22 protein-coding genes are annotated in these 24,330 nt (G+C 64.4%); 10 read left to right on the forward strand and 12 right to left on the reverse strand.

The features are described 5' to 3' along the window. Positions 1-15 precede the first annotated feature (15 nt). Together AC3RCE_RS16065 and AC3RCE_RS16070 are read left to right on the forward strand one after the other, a co-directional pair. Positions 16-2,559, forward strand: a complete 2,544-nt coding sequence (locus AC3RCE_RS16065; RefSeq protein WP_492253464.1) for a cation-translocating P-type ATPase — start codon at positions 16-18, stop codon at positions 2,557-2,559. A 16-nt stretch (positions 2,560-2,575) separates the two neighbouring features. Beyond that, positions 2,576-2,962, forward strand: a complete 387-nt coding sequence (locus AC3RCE_RS16070; RefSeq protein ID WP_218297618.1) for a VOC family protein — start codon at positions 2,576-2,578, stop codon at positions 2,960-2,962. A 43-nt stretch (positions 2,963-3,005) separates the two neighbouring features. On the opposite strand, the gene AC3RCE_RS16075 is transcribed toward AC3RCE_RS16070, so the two are convergent. Then, positions 3,006-3,614 carry a TetR/AcrR family transcriptional regulator gene (locus tag AC3RCE_RS16075; protein WP_218297619.1) on the reverse strand — a complete coding sequence of 203 codons (609 nt, stop codon included), beginning with the start codon at positions 3,612-3,614 and terminating at the stop codon, positions 3,006-3,008. A 121-nt stretch (positions 3,615-3,735) separates the two neighbouring features. Between AC3RCE_RS16075 and AC3RCE_RS16080 the strand changes: the two genes are divergently transcribed. From AC3RCE_RS16080 to AC3RCE_RS16100, 5 genes are all read left to right on the forward strand, one after another. Continuing rightward, positions 3,736-4,557, forward strand: coding sequence for a metal-dependent hydrolase (locus AC3RCE_RS16080; RefSeq protein ID WP_492253465.1), 822 nt, complete (start codon positions 3,736-3,738; stop codon positions 4,555-4,557). 133 nt (positions 4,558-4,690) lie between these two features. Then, positions 4,691-6,124, forward strand: coding sequence for a TolC family protein (locus AC3RCE_RS16085; protein ID WP_218297621.1), 1,434 nt, complete (start codon positions 4,691-4,693; stop codon positions 6,122-6,124). A gap of 30 nt (positions 6,125-6,154) precedes the next feature. Further along, positions 6,155-7,147 (forward strand): HlyD family secretion protein, encoded by a 993-nt coding sequence (locus AC3RCE_RS16090; protein ID WP_492253466.1) that lies wholly within the window; start codon positions 6,155-6,157, stop codon positions 7,145-7,147. 218 nt (positions 7,148-7,365) lie between these two features. Continuing rightward, the gene (locus tag AC3RCE_RS16095) at positions 7,366-8,538 is read left to right on the forward strand and encodes an ABC transporter permease (protein ID WP_492253467.1); all 1,173 of its coding nucleotides are present in this window, start codon (positions 7,366-7,368) and stop codon (positions 8,536-8,538) included. Position 8,539: 1 nt separating this feature from the next. Then, positions 8,540-9,694, forward strand: coding sequence for an ABC transporter permease (locus AC3RCE_RS16100; RefSeq protein ID WP_492253468.1), 1,155 nt, complete (start codon positions 8,540-8,542; stop codon positions 9,692-9,694). A gap of 42 nt (positions 9,695-9,736) precedes the next feature. Here AC3RCE_RS16100 and AC3RCE_RS16105 read toward each other — a convergent pair whose 3' ends face one another. From AC3RCE_RS16105 to AC3RCE_RS16115, 3 genes are all read right to left on the reverse strand, one after another. Beyond that, positions 9,737-10,756: an MBL fold metallo-hydrolase gene (locus tag AC3RCE_RS16105; protein ID WP_492255393.1), complete on the reverse strand. Its 1,020-nt coding sequence runs from the start codon at positions 10,754-10,756 to the stop codon at positions 9,737-9,739. A 5-nt stretch (positions 10,757-10,761) separates the two neighbouring features. Further along, positions 10,762-11,643 carry a bile acid:sodium symporter family protein gene (locus AC3RCE_RS16110; RefSeq protein ID WP_492253469.1) on the reverse strand — a complete coding sequence of 294 codons (882 nt, stop codon included), beginning with the start codon at positions 11,641-11,643 and terminating at the stop codon, positions 10,762-10,764. A 169-nt stretch (positions 11,644-11,812) separates the two neighbouring features. After that, positions 11,813-12,337, reverse strand: coding sequence for an Mpo1 family 2-hydroxy fatty acid dioxygenase (locus tag AC3RCE_RS16115; RefSeq protein ID WP_218297627.1), 525 nt, complete (start codon positions 12,335-12,337; stop codon positions 11,813-11,815). Between the two features lie 150 nt (positions 12,338-12,487). On the opposite strand from AC3RCE_RS16115, the gene AC3RCE_RS16120 reads away from it, so the two are divergent. Beyond that, complete coding sequence (locus AC3RCE_RS16120) at positions 12,488-13,192, forward strand: Crp/Fnr family transcriptional regulator (RefSeq protein ID WP_492253470.1); 705 nt, start codon at positions 12,488-12,490, stop codon at positions 13,190-13,192. On the opposite strand, the gene AC3RCE_RS16125 is transcribed toward AC3RCE_RS16120, so the two are convergent. The 3 genes from AC3RCE_RS16125 to AC3RCE_RS16135 all read right to left on the reverse strand — a co-directional run bounded on the left by AC3RCE_RS16125 (position 13,101) and on the right by AC3RCE_RS16135 (position 15,565). Beyond that, positions 13,101-14,429 (reverse strand): hypothetical protein, encoded by a 1,329-nt coding sequence (locus AC3RCE_RS16125; protein WP_492253471.1) that lies wholly within the window; start codon positions 14,427-14,429, stop codon positions 13,101-13,103. The genes AC3RCE_RS16120 and AC3RCE_RS16125 overlap by 92 nt on opposite strands. A gap of 141 nt (positions 14,430-14,570) precedes the next feature. After that, complete coding sequence (locus tag AC3RCE_RS16130) at positions 14,571-14,975, reverse strand: type II secretion system protein GspG (RefSeq protein WP_492253472.1); 405 nt, start codon at positions 14,973-14,975, stop codon at positions 14,571-14,573. Positions 14,976-14,983: 8 nt separating this feature from the next. Beyond that, positions 14,984-15,565 carry an RHS repeat-associated core domain-containing protein gene (locus AC3RCE_RS16135; protein WP_492255394.1) on the reverse strand — a complete coding sequence of 194 codons (582 nt, stop codon included), beginning with the start codon at positions 15,563-15,565 and terminating at the stop codon, positions 14,984-14,986. A 46-nt stretch (positions 15,566-15,611) separates the two neighbouring features. Here AC3RCE_RS16135 and AC3RCE_RS16140 point away from each other — a divergent pair, with 46 nt between their 5' ends. Then, on the forward strand, positions 15,612-15,791 hold the full coding sequence (locus AC3RCE_RS16140) for a hypothetical protein (protein WP_492253473.1): 180 nt from the start codon (positions 15,612-15,614) through the stop codon (positions 15,789-15,791). A 260-nt stretch (positions 15,792-16,051) separates the two neighbouring features. On the opposite strand, the gene AC3RCE_RS16145 is transcribed toward AC3RCE_RS16140, so the two are convergent. From AC3RCE_RS16145 to AC3RCE_RS16155, 3 genes are all read right to left on the reverse strand, one after another. After that, positions 16,052-16,312 (reverse strand): hypothetical protein, encoded by a 261-nt coding sequence (locus AC3RCE_RS16145; protein ID WP_492253474.1) that lies wholly within the window; start codon positions 16,310-16,312, stop codon positions 16,052-16,054. Positions 16,313-16,563: 251 nt separating this feature from the next. Next, positions 16,564-16,932: a DUF6984 family protein gene (locus AC3RCE_RS16150; protein WP_492253475.1), complete on the reverse strand. Its 369-nt coding sequence runs from the start codon at positions 16,930-16,932 to the stop codon at positions 16,564-16,566. Then, the gene (locus AC3RCE_RS16155; RefSeq protein WP_492253476.1) at positions 16,901-18,304 is read right to left on the reverse strand and encodes an RHS repeat domain-containing protein; all 1,404 of its coding nucleotides are present in this window, start codon (positions 18,302-18,304) and stop codon (positions 16,901-16,903) included. The genes AC3RCE_RS16150 and AC3RCE_RS16155 overlap by 32 nt, the downstream gene beginning before the upstream one ends. A 136-nt stretch (positions 18,305-18,440) precedes the next feature. Here AC3RCE_RS16155 and AC3RCE_RS16160 point away from each other — a divergent pair, with 136 nt between their 5' ends. After that, positions 18,441-19,385 (forward strand): IS481 family transposase, encoded by a 945-nt coding sequence (locus AC3RCE_RS16160; RefSeq protein ID WP_492253477.1) that lies wholly within the window; start codon positions 18,441-18,443, stop codon positions 19,383-19,385. Between the two features lie 234 nt (positions 19,386-19,619). On the opposite strand, the gene AC3RCE_RS16165 is transcribed toward AC3RCE_RS16160, so the two are convergent. Continuing rightward, entirely contained in the window at positions 19,620-20,003 is a 384-nt protein-coding gene (locus AC3RCE_RS16165; protein ID WP_492253478.1) for a DUF2750 domain-containing protein, read from the reverse strand. Beyond that, complete coding sequence (locus tag AC3RCE_RS16170; protein WP_492253479.1) at positions 20,000-24,283, reverse strand: RHS repeat-associated core domain-containing protein; 4,284 nt, start codon at positions 24,281-24,283, stop codon at positions 20,000-20,002. Before AC3RCE_RS16170 ends, AC3RCE_RS16165 begins: the two co-directional genes overlap by 4 nt. Positions 24,284-24,330 lie beyond the last annotated feature (47 nt).

The following is a 24,330-nucleotide window of genomic DNA, read 5'->3' on the forward strand; positions in this document are numbered from 1 at the left end:
CTGCCCCACGCCCCCATGCCCACCCCAGACTCCCCCACCGGACTCGACCCGGCCCTGGCCGCCCAACGCCTGCGTGAAGAAGGCCCCAACGAACTGGGCATCAGCCAGCGCCGCACGCTGCGCGACATGGCCCGGGACGTGGTCACCGAGCCCATGTTCCTGCTGCTGCTGGGCGCAGGCGCCATCTACCTCGCCATGGGCGACGCGCACGAGGCGATGATCCTGCTGGGCTTTGTGGTCATCATCATGGCGATCACGGTGCTGCAGGAGCGCCGCACCGACAACGCGCTGAGCGCCCTGCGCGACCTCTCCAGCCCCCGCGCGCTGGCGCTGCGCGGCGGCACCCTGGTGCGCATTGCAGGCCGCGACGTGGTGCGCGAAGACCTGTTGATGATTGCCGAGGGCGACCGCATCCCCGCCGACGGCCTGCTGCTGCAGGCCCACGAGCTGGCCATCAACGAATCGATGCTGACCGGTGAATCCGAGCCCGTGGCCAAGCAAACTGCCGACAAGGTGTTTGCGGGCACGCTGGTGGTCGGCGGCCAGGGCCTGGTTCGGGTCACGGCCGTGGGGCGCCACACCGAGCTGGGGCGCATTGGCCAGTCGCTCGACACCATTGCGCTGCAGGCCTCGCCGCTGCGCGAGGAAATGGCGCGACTCACGCACAAGCTGGTGCTCATCGGGCTGTCGCTGTGCGCGCTGCTGGTGGCCCTGTTCTGGGCGCTGCGCGGCGACGCGCTGCAGGCCGTGCTGGCGGGTATCACGCTGGCCATGGGCATCCTGCCGCAAGAGCTGCCCGTGATCATGATCGTCTTCCTCGCCCTGGCCGCGCGGCGGCTGGCGGCACAGCAGGTGCTGACGCGGCGGCTCAACGCTATCGAGACGCTGGGGCAGACCACCGTGCTGTGCGTGGACAAGACCGGCACCCTCACGCAAAACCGCATGGCCGTGGCGGCGCTGTGCATCGCAGGCCAAGAGCTGGATGTACAGAACCTGCGCGCAGCAGCAGGCGGCACGGCGCTGCCGGAGGCTTTCCACGAACTTCTGGAATACGCCGTGCTGGCCAGCGAGATCGAACCGCACGATCCGATGGAGCAGGCCTTTCACCGCATGGCGGGCGACCATCTGCTGGGCACTGATCATTTGCACCCCACATGGTCGCTGGCGCGCGAATACGAGCTGTCGCCCCGGCTGCTGGCCATGAGCCACCTGTGGCGCGACGGCACCTCGGCGCACGACACCGTGGCCACCAAGGGCGCGCCCGAAGCCGTGGCGGACCTCTGCCACCTGCCCGACGCCGAACGCGCCGCCGTCAGCGCCCAGGCCGCCCGCCTGGCCGACCGGGGCCTGCGGGTACTGGGCGTGGCCAAGGCCCGGCACCGCGCACAAGACACCTGGCCTGACATTCAGCACGACTTTGACTTTGAGTGGCTGGGCCTGGTGGCTCTGGCCGACCCGCTGCGCCCCGAGGTGCCCCAGGCCGTCGCGCAATGCCGCCAGGCGGGTATCCGCGTGGTGATGATCACCGGCGACCACCCTCGCACCGCCCGCGCCATTGCGGCCCAGGCGGGCATCGCCCATGAGAGCGTGGTCACCGGCGATGAGCTGGCCCAGATGCCGCCACAGGTACTGGCCGACAAGGTACGGCAGGTCAGTGTGTTTGCCCGCATCAAGCCGCACCAGAAACTGGCGCTGGTCGAAGCCCTCAAGGCCCAGGGCGAGGTGGTGGCCATGACGGGCGACGGTGTGAACGACGCCCCGGCCCTCAAGGCCGCCCACATCGGCATCGCCATGGGACAGCGCGGCACCGACGTGGCGCGCGAGGCCGCAGCCCTGGTGCTGCTGTACGACGATTTCGCAGCCATCGTGTTGGCGATTCATCGGGGGCGGCAGACCTTTGCCAACCTGCGCCAGGCCATGGTCTACACGCTGGCGGTGCACGTGCCCATCATTGGCCTGGCGCTGCTGCCGGTGCTGCTCGGGCTGCCGCTGGTGCTGGCGCCGCTGCACATCGCGTTTCTGGAACTGGTCATCGACCCGGCCTGCTCGATCGTGTTCGAGGCCGAGGAAGGCGCTGCCGATCTCATGCAGCAGCCGCCGCGCGGGGCTGGCGAGCCCCTGCTCTCGGCACGCCACTTCCTGCTGAGCATGTTGCAAGGCAGCGTGGTGACCGCCGCCGTGGTGGGCCTGTATGCCTGGCTCCTGGGCCAGCCGGCACATGCCGCCACTGCCAGCACGGCCGCATTCGTGGTGCTGGTGGCTGCGAACGCAGCGCTCATCCTGCCCAGCCGCGGCAGCGACACCCCCGGCATCTTGGGCTGGCGCAGCCTGTGGGCGGGCCTCACCCCCGTCAGCCTGTGGGTGTCGGGGGGCACGCTGGCGGCGCTGACCGCGATCACCACCGTGCCGGGGCTGGCCAGCGCTTTCAAGTTTGCGCCGCTATCGCCCCTGCACTGGTTCATGGCGCTGCTGGCCGGGCTGGCGCTGACGGCAGTGTTTGCGGCCAACAAGCGGTGGCTGCAGCCCGCGACACTGGAGCACAATCACCCGCCTGCTTGACACACCGCCGCACGCCATGCCCATCGCTCTGGAATCAATCGACCACGTCGTCCTCACCGTTGCCAGCATCGACAAGACCATTGCGTTTTATGAGCGCGTGCTGGGCATGATCGCGCGGGAGTTCAAGCCCCGTCGGTACGCGCTGCACTTCGGCGCGCAAAAGATCAACCTGCACGAAGTGGGCACGGTGGTGGACCCCAATGTGCGCCATGCCACTGCGGGCTCGGGCGACCTGTGTTTTCTCACCAGGATGCCGCTTGACGATGTCATCGCGCACCTGCAGGCCGAAGGCGTCGCCATCGTGCAAGGCCCGGTGGGTGCAACGGGCGCACGCCACAGGCTGCGCTCGGTCTATATCTACGACCCGGACGAAAACCTGATCGAGATTGCCAACGAGGTGTGACCGGCTCGCGGCGCGGGCTGCGGCACCCGTGCCGGCAACACGCTCAGAATTCCGCCGAAATCGCGGCCCGCAGCAATGCTGCGGCGGGCTCCACCAGCTCCTGCAACTGGCCCGCCCGCTCCTGCTCGATCGCCTGCAGGACCATCTCGTTGATGCCGCCCACGACCGCCATGGCCATGGTGGGCTGCAGCGGCGTCTTGCGCAGGCGCTCGCCCGGGCGGTTGTTCACCACGTCCAGCATCAGGTCGGCCAGTTGCTGGTTGGCGCGCCGCCGCGCTCCCAGGCCCGGGGCGCCCAGGCCCAGGATCTCGATGAACAGCGTGCGCAGCAGCACCGGGTTGCGCGTGAGCACGCCGAAGTACGCACCCATCGCCTGCTCCACCTGCGCCTGCCAGTCGCTGTGCGGGTCGATCGCCGCGCGCAGCACCGCGATCGCATTGCCGCTGGCCACCTCGTACAGAGCGATCAGGCACTCGGCCTTGTCGGCGAAATTCTCGTAGAACGTGCGGCGCGACACGCTGGCCTCGCGCACGATGTCGGCGATGGTGGTGTCGGCATAGCCTTTGGAGGCCACCGCGCGGGCCATGCCCTCGAGCAGGCGGGCGCGGGGCTCGGGGGCCGGGGCGGAGGGGGCGGCGTCAGGGGTCGGCATGCGGATGGGGGCAGGAATCACAGCGGGTACTTGACAGTACCACACCCGGCAGGCATGATCCAGATTATTGGTACTTACCAGTACCAGCCCTGTTCCCCGGCCTTCCCAAGGAGTGTTTTCCATGACCGAACTTGTTGTCCGCCGCCTGCTGATCGACCTTGAAACCCCGTTCGAGCGCCACTGGTGCGGGGGGGATGCGTTTCGCTCGGCGTTCTTCAATGCGCTGTCGATGAGCTTTCCGGTGGGTGAGCAGTTCTTCATCGACGCCGTGAAGGACGGCCACAAGGCCCTGCCGCCCGAACAGCATGCGCGGTTCGCGGACGAAGTGCGCGGCTTCATCGGCCAGGAGGCCACGCACCGCCGCATCCACGCGCTGTTCAACGGCCACCTGGAAAAGCAGGGCCTGGTCAACGAATGGGCTCCCCGCGCGCAGGAGCGCATGAAGCTTTTCGCCCATGCCGATCCGCGCCACCCGCTGGCCGTGACCGCCGCCAACGAGCACTTCACCGCCCTGCTGGCCGAATGGCTGCTGGCGCACCCCGAAACGCTCGCCGGCGCCGAGCCGCGCCTGGCCACGATGTGGCAATGGCACTGCGCCGAAGAATCGGAGCACCGGAACACGGCCTTCGACCTGTACCAGGCCCTGGGCGGCAACCACGAATGGCGCATCACCTGGTTTCGCCGCATCACCCTGGTGTTCCTGGGCGATGTGCTGCGCCAGACCCTGGGCAACCTGCGCCGCCACGGCACGCTGTGGAAGTGGAGCACCTGGGCCAGTGCCGCCCGCACGCTGCTTGGCAAGGGCGGCCTCGTGCGCGAGACGTGGCGGCCCTGGCGCGAATACCTGCGGCGCGACTTCCATCCCGGCCAGCACGGCAGCGACCTGTCCGCGCGCTGGCTGGCCGAACACAGCGACGCCTTCACCCCCGTGGGCGCGCGCTGATGCCGGCAACGGACCACCGCGCACCGCCCCTTTGACCCGCAAGCCCCGTGCTGCTACAAACCAACCACCTGCCCTGCACCGCGCGGCCTGCCCCCGGCCACCGGGGCAGGCGCTGACCACGACGAGCTGAAACATGACATCCAACAGAACGCACCGGCGCAAGAGCCGGGCAGGCGAAGCTTTGCTGTGCCTGATCGCCACCGTCCCCCTCGCGCTTGCCGCCGGGGCCGCACATGCGCAACCCATGGCGTTCGACGCCGCGCTGCAGCAGCTCGGCCAGCGCTCCGACCAGCTTGCCGCCTCGAAAAGCGCCATCGAGAGCGCACGGCTGCGCCGCGATGCGATGCAGCGCCTGGGCGGCCCGGTGGTCAACCTCACCGGCGCGGCCTATGCCTACAACGCCAACCTGGATGTGGACCTGAACCCGCTCAACCGCGTGCTGCCCGGCGTGCTGTCGCAGCTGCCGCCACAGCTGGCGGCCCCGCTGGCGCAGCTGCCACACCTGCCGTCGAGCTACACGCTCAACCGCCACAAGAGCGACACCACCAGCTCCGTCTCGGCCGTCTGGCCGATCTACATGGGGGGCGCCAGCCAGGCGGCGCGCGGCCTGCTCGATGCGCAGACCCACGAGGCCGAGGCCGACGCCGCCAGGACGGGCCATGAAGCGACCACGCTGCTGGTGCAGCGCTACTTCGGCACCCAGCTGGCCGAGCGGGCGGCCGCGCTGCGCGAGGCGGCCCTGGCCACCATCGAGCAGCACGACGCGGCCGCGCAGAAGATGCTGGACGCTGGCGTGATCGCCCGCGTGGAGCGCCTGCAGGCCCGCTCCGCCCTGGAAGAGGCCCGCCGCAACGCCCGCAAGGCGCGCGACGATGCCGAGCTGGCCGCCACCGCCCTCACCCGCACGCTCAAGGCCAGCGAGCGCGTGACGCCCACCAGCCCGCTGTTCGTGCTGAACGGGCCGCTCGAGCCCCTGCCGCAGTTCATCGACACCGCGCTCGCGCGCCACCCGGGCCTGTCCAAGGTGGCCGCCAAGAAGGAGCAGGCCACGCAGCTGCACGCCGCGCAGGAGGCACTGCGCAAGCCCCAGGTGTTCGCCTTCGGCCAGCGCCAGCTCAAGACCGGCAAGGAGGCCGACTGGGTGGCGGGCGTGGGCGTGCGCTGGACGCTGTGGGATTCGATCGACCGCAATGCGCTGGCCGAGTCGTCCAACCGCCAGATCGAGCAGGCTGAGCGCACCGGCGCGCAGGCGCAGAACGACATCGCCCTGCTGGTGGAAAAGCGCTGGCTGGGCGTGGAGCAGGCCCGCCGCCAGTTCCTGGCCATGGCCCCCAGCCTGGAACTGGCCGACGAGGTGCTGCGCCTGCGCGCTGCGGGCCTGAAGGCCGGCACCAGCACCACGCTGGACCTGATCGACGCGCAGGTGAACCAGGCCAAGGCCCAGACTGAACGCGCCCAGGCGGCGCACGACTACGTGAAGGCTCTGGCCGACCTGCTGGAGAGCTGCGGCCTGTCGGAAGACTTTGGCAACTACATGGCGCGCGCCGATGCGGTGCGGCTGGAATGAACGAAGGCGAAACGAACGAAGGCGAATGACATGAGCAACAGCAAGAACAACAGCAAGAAGGCCGCCGTGATCGGCACCGTGGCCGTCGTGGCCGTGGCCGGTTTCGTGGGCTTTGGCCTGTGGAAGGCCTCGCAGCCCGCACCCGAGCTTTTCCAGGGCCAGATGGAGGCCCAGGAGGCCGACATCGCTCCCAAGGTGACCGCGCGCATCGCGCAGATCCTGGTGAAGGAAGGCGACCAGATCGCCGTGGGCGCGCCGCTGATCCGCATGGACAGCCCCGAAGTCAAGGCCAAGCTGGCCCAGGCCACCGCCGCGCAGGAGGCCGCCCAGGCCGTGGCCGACAAGGCCCAGCACGGCGCCCGCCCGCAGGAAATCGAAATGGCCCGGCTGAACTGGCAGCGCGCCGTGGCCGCCGCCGACTTGGCCGAGTCCTCCTTCAAGCGCGTGGACGGCCTGGCCCGCGAGGGCCTAGTGGCCGCGCAAAAGCGTGACGAGGCCGAGGCCAACTTCAAGGCATCGCGCGACCAGGCGCTGGCCGCCAGGGCCCAGTACGACCTGGCCCGCGCCGGCGCCCGCACCGAAGACCGCTCGGCCGCCAGCGCCCAGGCGCGCCAGGTCGCGGGCGTGGTGGCCGAGGTCGAGGCCGCCCAGGCCGAGACCGAGCTCAAGAGCCCCGTGGCGGGCGAAGTGGCCAAGGTGCTGGCCCGCACCGGCGAACTCTCTCCCCAGGGCGTGGCCGTGGTCACCGTGGTGGACCTCAAGGACCAGTGGGTGGTGCTGAACGTGCGCGAGGACCGCCTGCAGCGCTTTGCCATCGGCAGCGAGTTCGACGCCACGCTGCCGGCCCTGGGCAACAAGGCGGTGAAGTTCAAGGTCTACCACACCGGCGCCCTGCCCGACTTCGCCACCTGGCGCGCCACGCGCGCGGGCCAGGGCTTCGACGCCCGCACCTTCGAGGTGCGCGCCCGCCCCGCCGCGCCCATCGAGGACGCGCGCCCCGGCATGACGGTGCTGGTGCAGTGAAATGTACCGACATCCCCTGAGCGCCTGCGGCGCTTCCCCCCGGCTCTCGCAACGCTGTGCGTTGCGGGCAGGGGAACGCAGCCCTCGCCGCGGGGCGGCCCTTGTCCGGCTGCCCTGGCTGGGCCGCGCGTCTTCCATGCCCTGCGATGGCCGTGAAGCGCAATGGATCATCGATGTAAAAATTGCCTTCAGCGCTTGATAGATAAGCGCTAGCAGCTATGAATTCAATAGTAAACAGCTTTCGCCGCGAGGCCCGCCGCCTGGCGGCCGACCCCTGGGACCTGGCCATGGTCACCTGGGTGCCGCTGCTGGCCGTGGCGCTGCTGTGGTGGATCTTCTCGGCCGGCCTGCCGCGGCACCTGCCCGTGGGGATGGTCGATGAGGACCACTCCAGCCTGTCGCGCCAGCTGGTGCGCATGCTCGACGCCACGCCGGGCGTGCGCATCGCGCAGAACCACGCCAACGCGGCCGAGGCGGAGCGCGCGCTGCGCGCCCTCGAGGTCTATGCCGTCGTCACCATCCCGCGCGACTTCGCGCGCACCGTGAAGGAAGGCCGCGCAGCCCAGGTCACGCTGCTGCACAACGCGCAGATGGGCACGCATTCGGGCCTGCTGCAGCGCGACGTGCGCGCCGCCGTGGGCACACTGTCGGCGGGCATCGAGATGGCCGCGCGCAACAAGCGCGGCGAAAGCGCGCAGGCCGTGCGCGTGAGCAGGGAGCCCATCCACACGCAGCTGGTGGCGCTGTTCAACGTGTCGAGCAACTACGAGCAGTTCCTGGGCGCGGCGCTGATCCCCGCGCTGCTGCACATCCTGGCCATGACGGCCGGAGCCTGGACGGTGGGCCGCGAGCTGCGCGACCGCAGCCTGGGCGAGTGGCTGGGCACGGGCCGTTTCGTCCCTGTCGCAGGCGCCTTGCTGGGCAAGCTCGTGCTGCCCTGGGCCACGCTCACGCTGGTGGGCCTGCTGGCGCTGGCGGGCATCACCTGGGGCCGGGGCTGGCACCCGCCGGGCAGCCTGCCCTGGGTGGCCGCCGCGCTGGCGCTGCTGATGGCCGTGTCGGTGGCGGCGGGCGCGGCCCTGGCGGCCCTCACGCGCTCGCTGCGCACCGCGCTGTCGGGCGCGGGGTTCTTCGCGGCGCCGGCGTTCGCGTTCAGCGGCGTGGCGTTTCCCCTGGCGGGCATGCCCGCCAGCGCGCGCGCCTGGGCCGAGGCCATGCCGTTCACGCACTACATCCGGCTGCAGATCGAGCAGTTGCAGATGGGCGCGCCGCTGGCCACCAGCGTGTCCACCATGGCGGCGCTGCTCATCGCCACCGGCGTGCTCTGGCTCGTGGCCGCCATGGGGCTGAGCTTTGCCGCGGGCCAGCCCGCCAGTTGGGGAGGCCGCTGACATGCACGTCCACACGAACCCCGCCCCCCGGGGCCTGCTGCACGCCTGGCTGCTGGCGCTGGCCACCATGGCGCGCGACAAGGGCGTGCTGCTGCTGCTGATCGGCGCGCCCGTGCTCTACGGTTTCTTCTACCCCTGGTTCTATGCCGACGAGGTGCTCACCCGCGTGCCCGTGGCGGTGGTGGACATGGACCACAGCAGCCTGTCGCGCCAGATCACGCGCTTTGCCGACGCCGACCCGCGCATCGAGGTGCGCCTGGTCACGGGCAGCGAGCGCGAGGCGCAGGAGGCCCTGTGGCGCGGCGAGATCGAAGGCTATGCGCTGATCCCCGCCAACCTCAAGCGCAGCGTGGTGCGCGGCGAGAACGCGGTGGTCAGCATCGAGGCCAACGGTGCCTATGCGCTGCTCAACAAGGCCGTGCAGTACGGCTTCGCCGAGGCGGTGGGCACGGTGTCCGCCGGGGTCGAGATCCGCAAGCTGCAGGCCGGCGGCCAGAGCGCGCAGCAGGCCGCGGCCAGCCGCGCGCCGGTGCAGCTGCAGATGGTGGCGCTCTTCAATCCCATCGAGGGCTATGGCAGCTTCGTGGTGCCCGCCGTGGCGCTGCTGATCCTGCAGCAGACCCTGCTCATGGGCGCCGCCCTGCTCACCGGCACCTGGGTGGAGGCCGGCGAGCACCGAGCCAGCGCCACCACCTGGCTGGGCCGCCTGCTGGCGCTGAGCACGCTGGGCTGGGCCAGCGGGCTGTTCTACTTTGGCTGGATCTTCGTGCTGCACGGCTACCCGCGCGGCGGCAACCCGCTGGGCGCACTGGCGCTCCTGGCCTGCTACGTGCCCGCCGTCGCCGCGCTGGGGTCGCTGCTGGGGCTGTGGTTCGGCAACCGCGAGCGCGCGCTGCAGGTACTGCTGTTCACCACGCTGCCCATCGCGTTCGTGGCCGGTTTCTCGTGGCCCGTGGAGGCCCTGCCCGAGCCGCTGCAGTGGCTGCGCTGGCTGCTGCCCAGCACCTCGGGCGTGCAGGCCTCGCTGCGACTCAACCAGCTGGGCGCGCCGCTGTCGGCCGCCCTGCCCCACCTGTGCGCGCTGGTGGCGCTGTGCGCGGTGGCCACGGCGGCGCTGCTGTACAAGACCCGCCCCCGGCCCCTGCCAGCCGTCTGAGCACCACGCCGCGCCGGGCCCGCCGCCCTGCTCCCTCACCGCTCAACGGCGCGCGGACAGCCCGGCCCACACGTCCATCGCCTGCCACTCCAGCGGCAGGCGGACATCCACGCCGTCGCGCGCGCCCCGCTCGCGCAGGTAGGCCATGGACACATCGAAGGCATCGAGCGGCGGGGGCATGGGCTGCATGGGCCGGCCCGGAGGCTGCCAGAAGTCGTCCCAGTGGATGGGAATGACGCGCCGGGCGCCCACGGCGGCGATCACCTCGGTCCACAGCGCATCGCGGTAGCTCTCGGGCCGGGGCCCCAGCGCGCCGATGCCCTGCAGCACCACGTCGGCCTGCACGCCGCGCAGCGCGCCAGGCTCGAAGCCCGCGCTGCCCACGATGAGCAGCGTCCTGCCGCCATGCTCCACATGCAGGGCATAACTTTGCCCCTCCTTGTAGTCGCTGGCACGCACCGGCGGGTGCAGCGGGGCGGTGACCTCGCCCCCCGTGAAGCCGGTGGGCGCATGGCAGCTGGCGAACAGCGTCGCCGTGAAGCGGCCAAAGCGCTGCGGCTCGCCCAGCTTCGCCACGCGGATCTGCGCCTCGGCCAGGCCCCAGCCGCGCCCCACGTTGGCCGTGGACTCGGAGCCCAGCAGCAGCGCACCCATGCGCCGCGCGACCTCGGGCGCATCCATGGCGTGGTCGTAGTGCGAATGCACGGGGATCACCGCCGCCAGCCTGCCCGTTTCGCCCGGCAGGCCGGCACGCCGCAGGCCCTGCGTGATGGCCTGCATGTCGGGCTCCACCTTGCCCAGGAAGGTCTGCAGCTTGCCGGGGCGAGAGAAAAATCCGTCCGTCATCAGCGCCGTCTCGCCGTCGTCCAGCAGCACGGTGGAAACGCCCAGGAAGGTCACCTTGACGGGTGGCGGCGCCTCGCCGCCGGCGGGCACCTTCCAGCGCAGATCCGCGTACGGCTGCAGCGAGGGGTGCTGCTGCAGCGCCCAGGCCAGCGCGCCCAGCGCGAACACCGCCAGCAGCCCCAGGGCCAGCAGCGCCTTCTTCATCAGCGGCCGCATCGCGCTCACGCCACCTTGGCCGCGGCCGCCGTGCCAGGGCGGCGCAGCACCAGCATGCCGAACAGCGTGGCCAGGAGGTACATGCTGACCGAGTAGATGGCGGCGGGCAGCGCGAGCTGGAAGTTGCCGAGCACCGACAGCGCGATGAAGATCGCGAGCGTGGAATTATGGATGCCGATCTCGAAGCTGATCGCCGTGGCCATGGACTTGTCCAGCCCCGCCGCGCGTGCGAGGTAGTAGCCCGATGCGAGGCTGATGGCGTTGAACAGCAGCACGGCCGGGCCGATGCCCGCGAAGGACTCCACGAGCGCCGTCCACTCCTTGGCGATGGCGATGAGCGCGAACGCCGCCAGCACCACGGCGCTGAAGATCTTCATGGGCTTTTCCATGCGTGCGCTGAACGCCGGCGCGCGCCGGTGCACCGCCATGCCCAGCACCACGGGCACCAGCACGATGACGATCACCTCCACCACCTTGCCGAACTGCAGCGGCACCACCTGGCCCGTGCGGGCAAAGGTGTCGATGGCCCAGTTGGTGATGAGCGGCAGGCTCGCGATGGACAGCACGGTGTTGATGGCGGTGAGCGAGATGTTCATCGCCACGTTGCCGCCGAACAGATGGCTGAACAGGTTGGCCGACACGCCGCCGGGCGATGCCGCCAGCAGCATCAGCCCCACCGCGTAGACGGGGGCCACGCCCAGCAGCACGATGAGGGCGTAGCACGCCGCCGGCAGCACCAGCACCTGCAGCACCAGGGCCAGCAGCACCGCGCGCGGATGCTGCAGCAGGCGCCTGAAGTCGCCCACCGTGAGCGACAGGCCCAGGCCGAACATGACCAGCCCGAGCGCAATGAACAGCAGGGGGGGAAGGATGGAAACAAAGCTCATGTGCACACACGGCCCGCAGAGGGCCGTGCTCCGTTCAAAGCGGGTGGAAACGGCGATGCCCACGGCGCCACAAGGGCGCCGTGGGCGGAGTGCCGCGACCGGACGACAAGGAGAGAGAGAAAGAAAAGGAAAAAGGGACAGCGAGGCGGGCGGAAAAAGCGGCGTGCCCCTAGGCCGCCGCCTGGCCCGTGCGCAGGCGCACCGGTCCGCTGCGCAGTTCGATGGCGGCCTGCACTTCCTTGCGCAGGCCCAGCGCGAAGGCCCACTCGGCCACCACGAACAGCGGGCCCACGATCAGGCCCACGAGGTCGTCCACGAACGCGGGCTTGCGGCCTTCGTAATGGTGGCCCACGAACTGGATCACCCAGCCCACGGCGAACAGGCCGATGCCCGTGGCCAGCCACACGGCCATGGACTGCAGCGCCACCCACTGCGCCACCACCAGCATCGCGGCCAGCAGCGCCGCCATGGCCAGGCCAAAACGCAGGTCGAGCCGCAGGTAGAAGACGCTGCTGGCCAGCGCGCAGAACAGCGCCGGGGTCAGGGGCAGGCCGCCCACCGCCCACGCGGGGCGCGAGAGCAGCACCACCACCGCGAACATGATCATCGGCACGCCCACGAAGTGGGTGTGGATGTTGCGCGGGTCGCGGTGGTAGTCGGCGTACTGGGCCAGGTGGTCGATCAGGGTTTTCATGGGTGTCTCCTGGTATTGTTTTGAGCAGGATCAATGGTCGCCCCGCAGGGGCCGCAACGTCTGTCGTACACACGACAAAAAGCCCCCTTCCCTTCAGCACTTCCCCTTCAGCCCCTTCCTTCCGCCCCGCGCGCGCCCCGCCCTCCCCGCATGACCCACCCCGCCGCCTACCTGCCCGTTCTCCAGTCCGGCCGCTGGTTTGCCCACCTGCCGCCGGACTTTGCCCAGCCGCTGATCGCCATGGCCCACCTGCGCCAGTTGCAGCCGGGCGAGGTGCTGTTCCTGCGCGGCGACGCCCCCTGCGGGCTGTACGCGGTGGTGCGCGGGGCCATCAGCATCTCGGGCACGGGCGGGCGGGCGCACGAGGCGCGCGCTGCGCTGCTCACGCGGCTGGAGCCGCCGCACTGGTTTGGCGAGATCTCGGTGTTCGACGGCTCGGCGCGCACCCACGACGCCCATGCCGCCGAGGCCAGCACGCTGCTGCAGGTGCCGCACGAACGGCTGCAGGCTTGGCTGCAGGCCCACCCGCAACACTGGCATGCGCTGGCCCTGCTGCTCACCGACAAGCTGCGCACCGCCTTCGTGGCCATGGAGGAACTGGCGCTGCTGCCCGCCCCGCAGCGCCTGGCACGCCGCCTGGTGATGATGGCCGAGGGCTACGGCCAGTGGACGGCCGAGGGCCAGTCGCGCCGCGTGATCGGCATCTCGCAGGAGCAGCTGTCGCTGATGCTGGCCATCTCGCGCCAGACCACCAACCAGATCCTCAAGGACCTGGAGTCGCGCCACCTGGTGCGCGTGCAGCGTGGCGAGGTGGAGATCTTGGACCTGGCGGCGCTGCGGGCTGGCTGCTACTGAGTCCATGGGCAGCCAGAGGTATTGCGTATTGCGCGCTACCTGAGGTGTCGGTGCTGCATTCTTCGTACGCGCCCTGCAGGCTGCGGCCTTCTGCGTACACGTAGCTAAAGCCCAGTTTCTCGGCGTCGCTGGTGCCGGGGCTCCAGAGTTTGCTCCAGAAGCCCAGGAGCCATTGGACCAGGCCGGGTTGTTCGGCCTTGGCGGGTTCTGCCTCGTCGTCGTCGGCCAGCAGGTTGTTCAGGTTCTTGCCGGTTTTGTTGCCGGTGCTGCCACTGCTTTGTGTGCCGCTGTACAAAGGCTCGGTCTTGAACACGCGCTGGCCCAGGCCGTTGTGGGCGTATTTGGTGGTGGGGGCGTCTTCGCCCTGGCCGGTGCTGGCGCTTTCCATGCGGCCTTCGCTGTCGTAGCGGTAGCTGGTCAGGCCGTCGCCCAGCAGGTCGCCTGCGCTGTTGTATTGGTAGGTGACGCTGGTGTTGGCCGCGCTGCCGCCCGCGGTGGCGGTTTGCGTAAAGCCCAGCAGGCGGTTGTGGGTGCTGGCACTGCCGTAGGTGCGGCTGAGGGTGCCAGGGGTGCCCAGGGTGGTGGTCTGCACGCTGGTTGTGCGGTTGCCGTTGGCGTCGTAGGTGTAGGTGGTGGTGCGCCCTGTGTCTCCTAGCTCGACGATGCGGCCCGCCAGGTCGTACTTCACCGTCCAGAGCTTGGTGGCCTGGCTGAGGGTGCTGTCTTGGGGGTTGGTGCTGGCAGGCTGCCACAGGTCTTGGCTGATGGTCGTGATGCGGCCCGCTGCGTCGTACTGGTAGCTGCTGAATTCGGTGGTGGCCAGTTGGCCCGCCGTGTTGTAGCTGCGGGTGGCGGGGATGGCGGCCGCACCGCCGGGCAGGTTCCAGCTCCAGCCGGTGGGCTGGCCCAGGGGGTTCCAGGTGATGCCGCTGACCAGGGGCTGGCCCGCCCAGGTCAGGCCCGTGAGCTGGCCGGTGGTGTCGTAGACGTTTTGCAGCACTTGCCCGCCGGGGTAGGTGGTGCTGGCCAGCAGGCCCTGGGGGTTGTAGCCGTAGCTCACGCTGCGGGTGTCGCCGTTGATCAGGGTCTGGGTCTTGGTGGTGATGCGGCCCAGCAGGTCGCGCTGGTAGGTGGTGGTGCCGCTGGCGTCCAGGATTTCAGAGAAACAACCGATGCTGGCAGGGGGAGCGCTGGGAATGCTGGCGTGTGATGCGGCCCCGGCAAAGACGAAGGCCAAGGCCAACAGGGTGTGGAGCCTGCTGGCCTTGGCGGGTTTGAGGCCGAATTGGCCTCTGGCGCTTGATGAGTAAGCGCTGGCAGCTATGAAATTAGGAGTTTTCAATAGCTGAGAGCCAGCATGAGTGGAGCGTGTTGCACTTCACTTTTGAATCCGCCCTTCCAGGCCTGCATTTTCTAAAGACCAAAAACTCAAATCATCCCCAGAACCATGCTCGTCCCTGCCATTTTTACCAATCGAGTACAGATTGAAAGGCTTTATAGCCCCCTCCGTCAAATAATACCTGATCGGTTGTTCCCATCCATCAAGAACACGCGCGGTTGGATATATAAAATTCCCTTGCGGCGGAGCCAAATCCTCCAATACTTTAGGATAATGATGGAATTCTTTTTCAAACAAACCAATAGCGGCACCCACATCAGAAATATTCATATTTGTGGTCTTCACGCGCTGATTTTCATGCACCTTCCCAAAGAACAAAAATCCAAATAATATAAAACCAATCGATAGAAATAAAAGCAAAACAACAACTTTTGGACGGTTCATGCTTTTTCCTATCGCCTACAAGTGCAGTCTGGATTGCTCTTTAAATACCTGCTGTAGATGGCATCCTCATCCACGGGGGTTGATCTCGGATTTCCCCACATCGTTCCCTGCTTTTTTCTCTTACTTGGATGCATAACCCCAAATTCCCATCTCTCACGATTCCATATTAATTCGTGATTTGCCTCGCCTCCAAAAATTCTCCGAAATGCACTATCCGTACTGTGCATACTCTCATGAAAAACCTTGCTAATTCGAGTATTAAACTCTTCAGGTGACAAGCACCCAGGGGTGGACCATTCAGGACGAAAAATCATATTTCCAGATATTAATTCTGTCGCAGCAATGTCATCAGGGTTACTAGGAACACCAAACATCCAAGTTCCTCTTGGCCGAAATTCGCCAAATTCATATGCTAGTTCCCTAAGCATAATCTCAATATCAGTCGCACTCAATCCCGCAGGATCAATAAATGACAATGCGTTTTGATTTACGTACCCAAATCTGTTGAATCCCCCATCCAACCCAATCGGATCGCCCTGCGTATACCGCCCTGTGCTCGGCGCATACGTGCGAAAGTAGTTGTAGTGCAGCTTTGTCTCTGGGTCAAAGTATTGCCCCGGATACCGAAGGTTGAACGTGACCTACGCAATGCTGGTGGCCCCCGTCGTGGGGTTGGTCGTCTCGTTCGTGAACCGCTTTGCCCCCGTCGTCGGCTGCTCGTCCCCGAACGCGCTGTACGCCCACTGCCACGCGGCTTGCCCATCGGCCTGGGTGAGCTTCCTCGGGGTGTTCAGGTGGTCGCTGTGGATGGCGTAGGGTTGGCCTTTGATGATGGCCGCTATCGGCATCGGCCCTGCTGCCGTGGGCAGGTAGAGGTATTGGTTGGTGCCGCTGCTGTGGCTGCCGCCCGATCCATATTCGCCCAGCAGGCTGCCGTCCTCTGCATAGACGTAGCTCCAGCCGAGTTTCTCGGCATCGCTGGTGCCCGGGCTCCACAGCTTGCTCCAGAAGGTGAGGAGTTGCTGGATGAAGCTGGGTTGCTCTTGAGGCTCCTGGTCGTCGGCCAGCAGGTTGTCCTAGTTCTTGCTGGTGCTTTGGGTGGCGCTGCTGTACAGCGGCTCGGTCTTGAATACGCGCTGGCCCAGGGCGTTGTGGGCGTATTTGGTGGTGGGGGCGTCTGCGCCCGAGCCGGTGGTGGCGCTCTCCAGGCGGCCTTCGCCGTCGTAGCGGTAGGTGGTCAGGCCGTCGCCCAGCAGGTGCGTATGGTTGTGGCTGGCCGGGGGAATGCTGGGGAGACTGATAGCGTGGGATGTGGCCCCTGCAAAGACGAGGGCCAAGGCAAGCAGGGCGCGAAGCCTGCTTGCCTTGCCGGGTTTGGAACCAAATTGGCTGCTAGCCCTTGATGGGTAAGCGCTAGCAGCTATCAATTCAGGATTTTTCAATAGCTGCTAACTAAACCCCGGTAGGGAGTATTGCACTTCGTTTTTGAGTTCACCCTCACCCTCTATTGGTCAAAGGAAATAGGTTTGCACGATTTTAGTAGAAGGCAACCTGACCCATGTATCTGTAAAAATCATCCGCAGATCAATCAAATTTTTATTAGCACCGACTCCGGCTGCGGATATTTAATCAAGGGTGAGAAATCAGTTTTCCAAAAATCCATCTCATAAAGATTTCCCTTTTCATCCACATTAATCGAAATAACCACAGGGACGCCATCGTCATCAAAATAATCCGCCTCAACCAGAATTCCACCTAGTGACCGCTCTTCAGTCATAACGAATTTTACGCTCCCCATACCCCCATCCGACATATCACACACCTTCCCCCGCGCGATCTCTTCTTTAAAGCGAAGAAAGTCTGCATGCTTAGATAGCAATGCAGTCAAAAGCATTTTTTCATCTTCGCGCAAAAAACGCGTTTTTTTATTTTCTTGGCGGAGTAATTCGTCCGACATTTATAGTCCCATCCGATAATTTAAACGCACTATATTCAAGTTTTGTGCCATTTAACACAACACTACCACTGTACTGCCCGCCTACCAAGGATTCAGCAGATCTCAAAAGGTCTTGCCTAATAGTCTCTTGCACCGCCTTCCGATCAAATCCTGCTTTTTCTACATGCCTGAAAGTGTGAGATATTTGATTTTCTACCTTACCGAACTGTATTGCTAATTCGTCAATGCTTTTAGCTGCACAGTACGCGCCAGTATCAACTCCATGAATGATGGCCTGGGAGACAGGCGTCATTTTAGAAACCGCTGCAGGAATCGCCTGCCCCACCATCGCAGCGCCAACAGAGGATCGTGCTGCAATGCTGGAGCCCGGCAGCGGCACCGGGTCCATCGCTGCAGAGTGGAGCAGCATGGTGACTTCTGCCATCGCAAAAACACCGACGCAAATGGGGCAAAGTCCGTTCGGATCGGTGAAGAACAACGGATTTTGTTCGGCATATCCAAACCGGCTCCAACCGCCGTTTAGCCCAATCGGATCCCCCTGCGTATACCGCCCCGTGCTCGGCGCATACGTGCGGAAGTAGTTGTAGTGCAGCTTGGTCTCTGGGTCAAAGTACTGCCCCGGATACCGCAGGTTGAACGTGACTTCCGGGATGCTGGTGGCGCCCGTGGTGGGGGTGGTGCTCTCGCTGGTGAATCGCTTGGCCCCAATGGTGGGCTGTTCGTCGCCGAACGCACTGTATGCCCACTGCCACGCGGTTTGCCCATCAGCTTGGGTGAGCTTTCTGGGGGTGTTCAGGTGGTCGCTGTGCACGGCGTAGGCCGTTCCCTTGATCACTGCCGCGATCGGCATGGGGCCGCTGGCGGTGGGCAGGTACAGGTATTGCGCGGTGCCTGTGCTGTTGCTGCCGCCCGAGCCGTATTCGCCCAGCAGGCTGCCGTCTTCTGCATACACGTAGCTGTAGCCCAGCTTCTCGGCGTCGCTGGTGCCGGGGCTCCAGAGTTTGCTGAAGAAGCTGAGGATTTGCTGGATGAGGCCGGGTTGTTCTGCTGCCCCAGGCTCGTCGTCGTCGGCCAGCAGGTTGTTCAGGTTCTTGCCGGTTTTGCTGCTGGTGCTGACACTGCTTTGTGTGCCGCTATACAAAGGCTCGGTGTTGAACACGCGCTGGCCCAGGCCGTTGTGGGCGTATTTGGTGGTAGGGGCGTCTTCGCCCTGGCCGGTGCTGGCGCTTTCCAGGCGGCCTTCGCTGTCGTAGCGGTAGGTGGTCAGGCCGTCGCCCAGCAGGTGCGGGTCGTTGTGGATGGCCGGGGGAATGCGAGGGAGACTGGTGGCGTGGGATGCGGCCCCGGCAAAGACAAGGGCCAGGGCCAGCAAGGGGTGGAGCCCACTGGCCTTGCCGGATTTGGGACCAAATTGGCCGCTAGCTGTGATGTCTCAATAGGTTGTTCATCCGTCTCGGATTTGGGAAGCTGTGGTTACCAGGCCAAGCAACTCAAGTCAGGAGAGACGGATGAACAGTCATAAGCATGCCCGCTTGACGGCTGCGGGTCGAGCCCTGCTGGTCAGCAGGGTATTGGACGAAGGCTGGTGCGTGACAGCGGCCGCCCAGGCCATGGGCGTGAGCTGCCGCACCGGGTTCAAGTGGCTGGCCCGCTTCAGGGCCGAAGGCACCGCAGGGCTGTGTGATCGAAGCTCGCGACCGCATCACAGCCCCACAGCTTGCCGCCCCGAACAGGTGAGCCAGTTCGAACTGCACCGCCGACAACGCCTGCCGTTGTGGCGCATCGCCCGCCAGTGCGGCCGCAGCCTGTCCACCGTGGCCCGGCACATGGCCCGCCTGGGCTTGAGCCGCTTGAGCGCCTTGCAACCGCCCGTGCCCGTGTGCCGCTATGAGCGGGCCAGCCCTGGCGAGTTGCTGCACATCGACACCAAGCGCCTGGGATGCATCCAGGGCGTGGGCCACCGAATCACGGGCCGGCGCCAGCACCGCAACCGAGGCATCGGCTGGGACGCCGTGCATCTGGCCATCGACGATCACTCCCGGGTCTCCTTCGCCCGGGTGTTGGGCGATGAGACGGCCCTGAGCTGCGTGCAGTTCCTGCGCCAGGCCGTGGACTACTACGCCAGCCTGGGCGTGCGCATCGAGCGCGTCATGACCGACAACGGCGCGGGCTACAAGAACACCTTCGGGGCAGCCTGCCAGGAACTGGGCATCCGGCACATCCGAACACGGCCCTACACGCCCAAGACCAACGGCAAGGCCGAGCGCTTCGTGCAGACCAGTTTGCGCGAATGGGCCTATGCCAGACCCTACGAGAGTTCAGCCCAGCGCCAAGCTGCATTGCAGCCATTCATTGACGGCTACAACTGGTGTCGACCACACTCCGCTCTCAACCATCAGCCGCCCATCAGCCGCATTCCGGCCATGAACAACCTCCTGAGAATCAACAGCTAGCGCCTGATAGACGAGCGCTACCAGCTATCAATTGAGGAGTTTTCAATGGCTGAGGCCGGCATGAGTGCGACTACTGCTGTAGCACACTGCAGCAATATCGGTCGCGCTCGTAACCATAGCAGCAATGAAAGGCGCAGATATCGTACCAGCAATAACGGATCTCCGAGACGCGGAAACCCTCCTCTTACCAATTTCCTTGAGATCAATTTCAACGATCTCTCATATCGTAGAAATTTAGTAATTTTCCAACTCTTTTTCTATCGCAGCCTTCAATATATTTACAGAAGGTGTTACGCCCTTATCAGTAGGTGTATAAAAAACCCCCGGCAAAACACCATCTATAGCAAGTTGTGGCAACAAATTATTTAAAAAATTCTCCAGTTCAATGGGTTCAGCCTTGTATCCATCCCATTCACTCACCGCACACAATTCAGCATACTCCCTAGCTGGCCAAAGTGGAAAAACCTTTTCCCCTTCATCGGATTGAGCCAGAGCCCATCCCTCTCTATACAAACCCCATACCTCCTGCCGATCTGCCACCACCTTTACAAATCTGAAAAACCTCTCCGGACCAGCAAGAGAAATAATCGCATTAATCTCCTTTTCATTAGAAATCATGGCAAAGGCCTTTCTTTGTTAGCGCGTCCAAAATTATCATATTTGTGCTGCAGCTTGTGTAGGTTGCGATCTTGCAGATTGGCACTACCATAATCATATCCTTTTGCAGCTTCCCGACCTCTCTCATGAGCAAGATCCTTTCCCGGAGGATTTCGGATACTCACCCTTTGCCCACGATTAATGGCATTTATTTCCTGCATCAACCATCCTCTATCCGCAGTGCCCAGCTTATTATCTGTAGATAACTCCCGCAAGCGCATCTGCCTACCGCCACGCCCCACAGAGAGAACGATACCTAGCGCTTCCATATTTTCAGCTCTGCTGCATTGCAAGCCTTCCATGGCCGCATTGGCTAACGCGCTGTTTCCGGTGATCACTCCCTGCCCATAAGCAACAACCCCGCCTAATGCCCTGCCAATAGGCAGGATTGGCGCACCCTCAGGAAAAATATCTGAAATTTCCCACAAACCTAATGGATCGGTGTAGCTCAGCGGATTTCCACTCACATATGCAAACCGATTCCACCCCCCATCCAACCCAATCGGATCGCCCTGCGTATACCGCCCTGTGCTCGGCGCATACGTGCGAAAGTAGTTGTAGTACAGCTTTGTCTCTGGGTCAAAGTACTGCCCCGGATACCGCAGGTTGAACGTGACTTCCGGGATGCTGGTGGCCCCCGTCGTCGGGTTCGTGCTCTCGCTCGTAAACCGCTTGGCCCCCGTGGTCGGTTGCTCATCCCCAAACGCACTGTACGCCCACTGCCACGCGGTTTGCCCATCGGACTGGGTGAGCTTTCTGGGGGTGTTCAGGTGGTCGCTGTGGACCGCATAGGTTTGGCCTTTGACCACTGCCGCTATGGGCATGGGGCCGCTGGCGGTGGGTAAATAGATGTATTGGGCGGTGCCGCTGCTGTTGCTGCCGCCCGAGCCGTATTCGCCCAGCAGGCTGCCGTCTTCTGCATACACGTAGCTGTAGCCCAGCTTCTCGGCGTCGCTGGTGCCGGGGCTCCAGAGTTTGCTGAAGAAGCTGAGGATTTGCTGGATGAGGCCGGGTGGTTCTGCCTGGGTTTCCTTGTTGTCGTCGCCTTCGTCGTCGGCCAGCAGGTTGTTCAGGTTCTTGCCGGTTTTGTTGCCGGTGCTGCCACTGCTTTGTGTGCCGCTGTACAAAGGCTCGGTCTTGAACACGCGCTGGCCCAGGCCGTTGTGGGCGTATTTGGTGGTGGGGGCGTCTTCGCCCTGGCCGGTGCTGGCGCTTTCCATGCGGCCTTCGCTGTCGTAGCGGTAGCTGGTCAGGCCGTCGCCCAGCAGGTCGCCTGCGCTGTTGTATTGGTAGGTGACGCTGGTGTTGGCCGCGCTGCCGCCCGCGGTGGCGGTTTGCGTAAAGCCCAGCAGGCGGTTGTGGGTGCTGGCACTGCCGTAGGTGCGGCTGAGGGTGCCAGGGGTGCCCAGGGTGGTGGTCTGCACGCTGGTTGTGCGGTTGCCGTTGGCGTCGTAGGTGTAGGTGGTGGTGCGCCCTGTGTCTCCTAGCTCGACGATGCGGCCCGCCAGGTCGTACTTCACCGTCCAGAGCTTGGTGGCCTGGCTGAGGGTGCTGTCTTGGGGGTTGGTGCTGGCAGGCTGCCACAGGTCTTGGCTGATGGTCGTGATGCGGCCCGCTGCGTCGTACTGGTAGCTGCTGAATTCGGTGGTGGCCAGTTGGCCCGCCGTGTTGTAGCTGCGGGTGGCGGGGATGGCGGCCGCACCGCCGGGCAGGTTCCAGCTCCAGCCGGTGGGCTGGCCCAGGGGGTTCCAGGTGATGCCGCTGACCAGGGGCTGGCCCGCCCAGGTCAGGCCCGTGAGCTGGCCGGTGGTGTCGTAGACGTTTTGCAGCACTTGCCCGCCGGGGTAGGTGGTGCTGGCCAGCAGGCCCTGGGGGTTGTAGCCGTAGCTCACGCTGCGGGTGTCGCCGTTGATCAGGGTCTGGGTCTTGGTGGTGATGCGGCCCAGCAGGTCGCGCTGGTAGGTGGTGGTGCCGCTGGCGTCCACGATCTCGCCAAGGTATCCCCGGCTGGCGGTGGTGAGGTCGTAGCGCAGGGTGGTGGTGCGCCCGTCGGCATAGGTGATGAGCGTGGGGCGGCCCAGCAGGTCGCGTTCGATGGTGGTGGCCTGGCCCAGGGCGTCGGTGATGGTGCTGGGCAGGCCCAGTGCGTCGTACTGGGCGGTCTGCGCGCCGGTGTCTGCGCTGGTTTCTGTGGTGGCGTTGCCTAAAGCGTCGCGGGTGTAGGTGGTGGCTACGCCTTTGAAGTCGCTGGCCCGGGTAATGGCATCGAGAGCGTTGTAGGCCAGGTTGGCCGTGGCGTTTTCGGCGTTGGTGATGGCCTTGGTGCGGCGCAGGGCGTCCAGGGATTGGCGGGTGCTCTGGTTCAGGCCATTGTAGATAGCCACCCGGTCTCCGTTATTGTCGTAGGCAAAAGTGGTGGTTTGGCTGCCCCCCAGGATCACGCTCTCCACGCGGTTGAGGCTGTTAATGGTGCGTGCCAGCCGCCACACCAACTGCCCTTGGGCGTTGAGGATCTCTTCCTGCGTGCGGTTGCCCATGTTGTCCAGGGTGTAGGCGCCCGCGTTGCCCCGGTTGTCCCTCCAGCCAGTGAGGCGCTGGGCAAGGTCGTAGGTGTAGCTGACAACGTGGCCGTGCGGCAGGCTGGCTGTAGCGACCTGGCCACTGGGTCTGTAGGTGACTGTCGTCAACAAGCCACCCCGATTGACGGTGAGCATGCGACCCCGAGGGTCGTAGGTGTAGGTGATCACCAGGCCCGTGGGGACGGTGTGGGTGAGCACGCGGCCTGCCGCGTCGTGGGTGTAGGTGTCCACATGGCCCAGCGTGTCGGTGGCAGCGGTGAGATTGCCTGTGCTGTCGTACTGGTAACTGCTGGTGGCGCCGTTGGGGGCGGTCTCAGAGGCGACCAGACCGCCGGGGTAATAGGTCCAACTGGTAATGCGGGAGCTGCCGCCGGAGCCACCACTGATGTCGGTGACGGTTTGGGTCAGAGGGTTCCCCTGGCTGTCGTAGGTGTAGGTGGTAACCCGGCCTGGCTCGGTGATAGTCAACGGCAGACGCCATTGAGAGTGCCAGGTGACGCTGGTTGCACGCTGATCTGCAGTATCTGCGGCTTCAACCACCGATGTCGGTAGATAGCGCGCAGTGTCCCAAGAGTGTTTTGTAACCACGCCGAGCGAGTTGGTGGAACTGGCTACAAGCCCTTTTTCATTAACAGTGCGCCAACGAGCATCTGTGCCGTCCAGACTGATACGCGATGAACTTGTAACATTGATTACACCAGATTTTACAGAAAAGGCATATTCGCGCAGATGACCCAAGGGGTCTTTGACATGGGTAATTGGCCCTGCCCCATCAAAATATATAAATCCATAGGAATTCACTCCATTGGACTGAGAAGTTCTTACCGCCCTTCGCTTGCTGTCATAGCCAAATTCTGAAAATAAATTCCCATTTTCATCATATATCTTCTCAAGAAGCGGAGATAAACCAGAACCCACATATGTATAGCTTCTGAAGCTACCATCTGGATAGATCACTCTCGATAACTGGCCAAGCTCGTTGTACGCATATCGGATCAAGCCACCCCCAGGAAGGGATATGGAAATAGGCCCATTCCCCTCATAAGAGAAGATCATCTCCCTGCCAAATTCATCCTGAATTTTCTCAATTTTTCCAAGATTATAGAAGTATTTTCTTCGCCAGCCGTTCCGGCTTACAACCTCCTGCAATAGTTCGCCTTGGAATAGCCACAAACTTCCATCTTCAGCATGTTTATACGAGAACTTATCCCCCAATGCAACCAAGGTACTGCCATGCCCGCTGGGTTGCCATTGCACTGGACTTGTAGCAAGATTAGCCACAAACCGCCTCAAGGAACCATCAGGTAGCCTGATTGCTTTTTGTTTATCCGTTACTGAATGCAGGCGAGCAGAAATAGAAAACTGCCAGGCATTGCCGATCAAGCCATTTTTAAGTTCAGCCCAATCTGTGCGATAAAGACGCAAAACACTGAAGCCTCTTCCCGATGGGTCAATCCAATCGTACTCGACCTGAAACTTCTCCCCGGTGGCCGTTTCTACTGGATTGCCAAAGAACAATCCGTACTGATCCCTCTCTGTTGCGGGATTTCCAGAATAAAAAGTACCAGCTCCCTCCCCAAAAGCTGCCCGGTTGCAGGATTTTTCAATAGGTTGCTGTTCAGAATATCTATAACAGTATCTGATGTTCGGACTCTCGACCAAACCATCATTTCCAATAAATCCAGGCGGGCAACTAAGGTGCCTTGTTC

Source organism: Acidovorax sp. GW823-FHT05D11 (assembly GCF_058795695.1).

Bases quoted from the DNA above. Each gene is read 5' to 3' on its own strand.
- AC3RCE_RS16070 (WP_218297618.1), top strand. From the start codon at position 2,576: ATGCCCATCGCTCTGGAATCAATCGACCACGTCGTCCTCACCGTTGCC.
- AC3RCE_RS16165 (WP_492253478.1), bottom strand. From the start codon at position 20,003: ATGATTTCTAATGAAAAGGAGATTAATGCGATTATTTCTCTTGCTGGT.
- AC3RCE_RS16160 (WP_492253477.1), top strand. From the start codon at position 18,441: ATGAACAGTCATAAGCATGCCCGCTTGACGGCTGCGGGTCGAGCCCTG.
- AC3RCE_RS16085 (WP_218297621.1), top strand. From the start codon at position 4,691: ATGACATCCAACAGAACGCACCGGCGCAAGAGCCGGGCAGGCGAAGCT.
- AC3RCE_RS16115 (WP_218297627.1), bottom strand. From the start codon at position 12,337: ATGAAAACCCTGATCGACCACCTGGCCCAGTACGCCGACTACCACCGC.
- AC3RCE_RS16090 (WP_492253466.1), top strand. From the start codon at position 6,155: ATGAGCAACAGCAAGAACAACAGCAAGAAGGCCGCCGTGATCGGCACC.
- AC3RCE_RS16150 (WP_492253475.1), bottom strand. From the start codon at position 16,932: ATGTCGGACGAATTACTCCGCCAAGAAAATAAAAAAACGCGTTTTTTG.
- AC3RCE_RS16065 (WP_492253464.1), top strand. From the start codon at position 16: ATGCCCACCCCAGACTCCCCCACCGGACTCGACCCGGCCCTGGCCGCC.
- AC3RCE_RS16105 (WP_492255393.1), bottom strand. From the start codon at position 10,756: ATGCGGCCGCTGATGAAGAAGGCGCTGCTGGCCCTGGGGCTGCTGGCG.
- AC3RCE_RS16120 (WP_492253470.1), top strand. From the start codon at position 12,488: ATGACCCACCCCGCCGCCTACCTGCCCGTTCTCCAGTCCGGCCGCTGG.
- AC3RCE_RS16110 (WP_492253469.1), bottom strand. From the start codon at position 11,643: ATGAGCTTTGTTTCCATCCTTCCCCCCCTGCTGTTCATTGCGCTCGGG.
- AC3RCE_RS16075 (WP_218297619.1), bottom strand. From the start codon at position 3,614: ATGCCGACCCCTGACGCCGCCCCCTCCGCCCCGGCCCCCGAGCCCCGC.
- AC3RCE_RS16095 (WP_492253467.1), top strand. From the start codon at position 7,366: ATGAATTCAATAGTAAACAGCTTTCGCCGCGAGGCCCGCCGCCTGGCG.
- AC3RCE_RS16100 (WP_492253468.1), top strand. From the start codon at position 8,540: ATGCACGTCCACACGAACCCCGCCCCCCGGGGCCTGCTGCACGCCTGG.
- AC3RCE_RS16130 (WP_492253472.1), bottom strand. From the start codon at position 14,975: ATGAACCGTCCAAAAGTTGTTGTTTTGCTTTTATTTCTATCGATTGGT.
- AC3RCE_RS16080 (WP_492253465.1), top strand. From the start codon at position 3,736: ATGACCGAACTTGTTGTCCGCCGCCTGCTGATCGACCTTGAAACCCCG.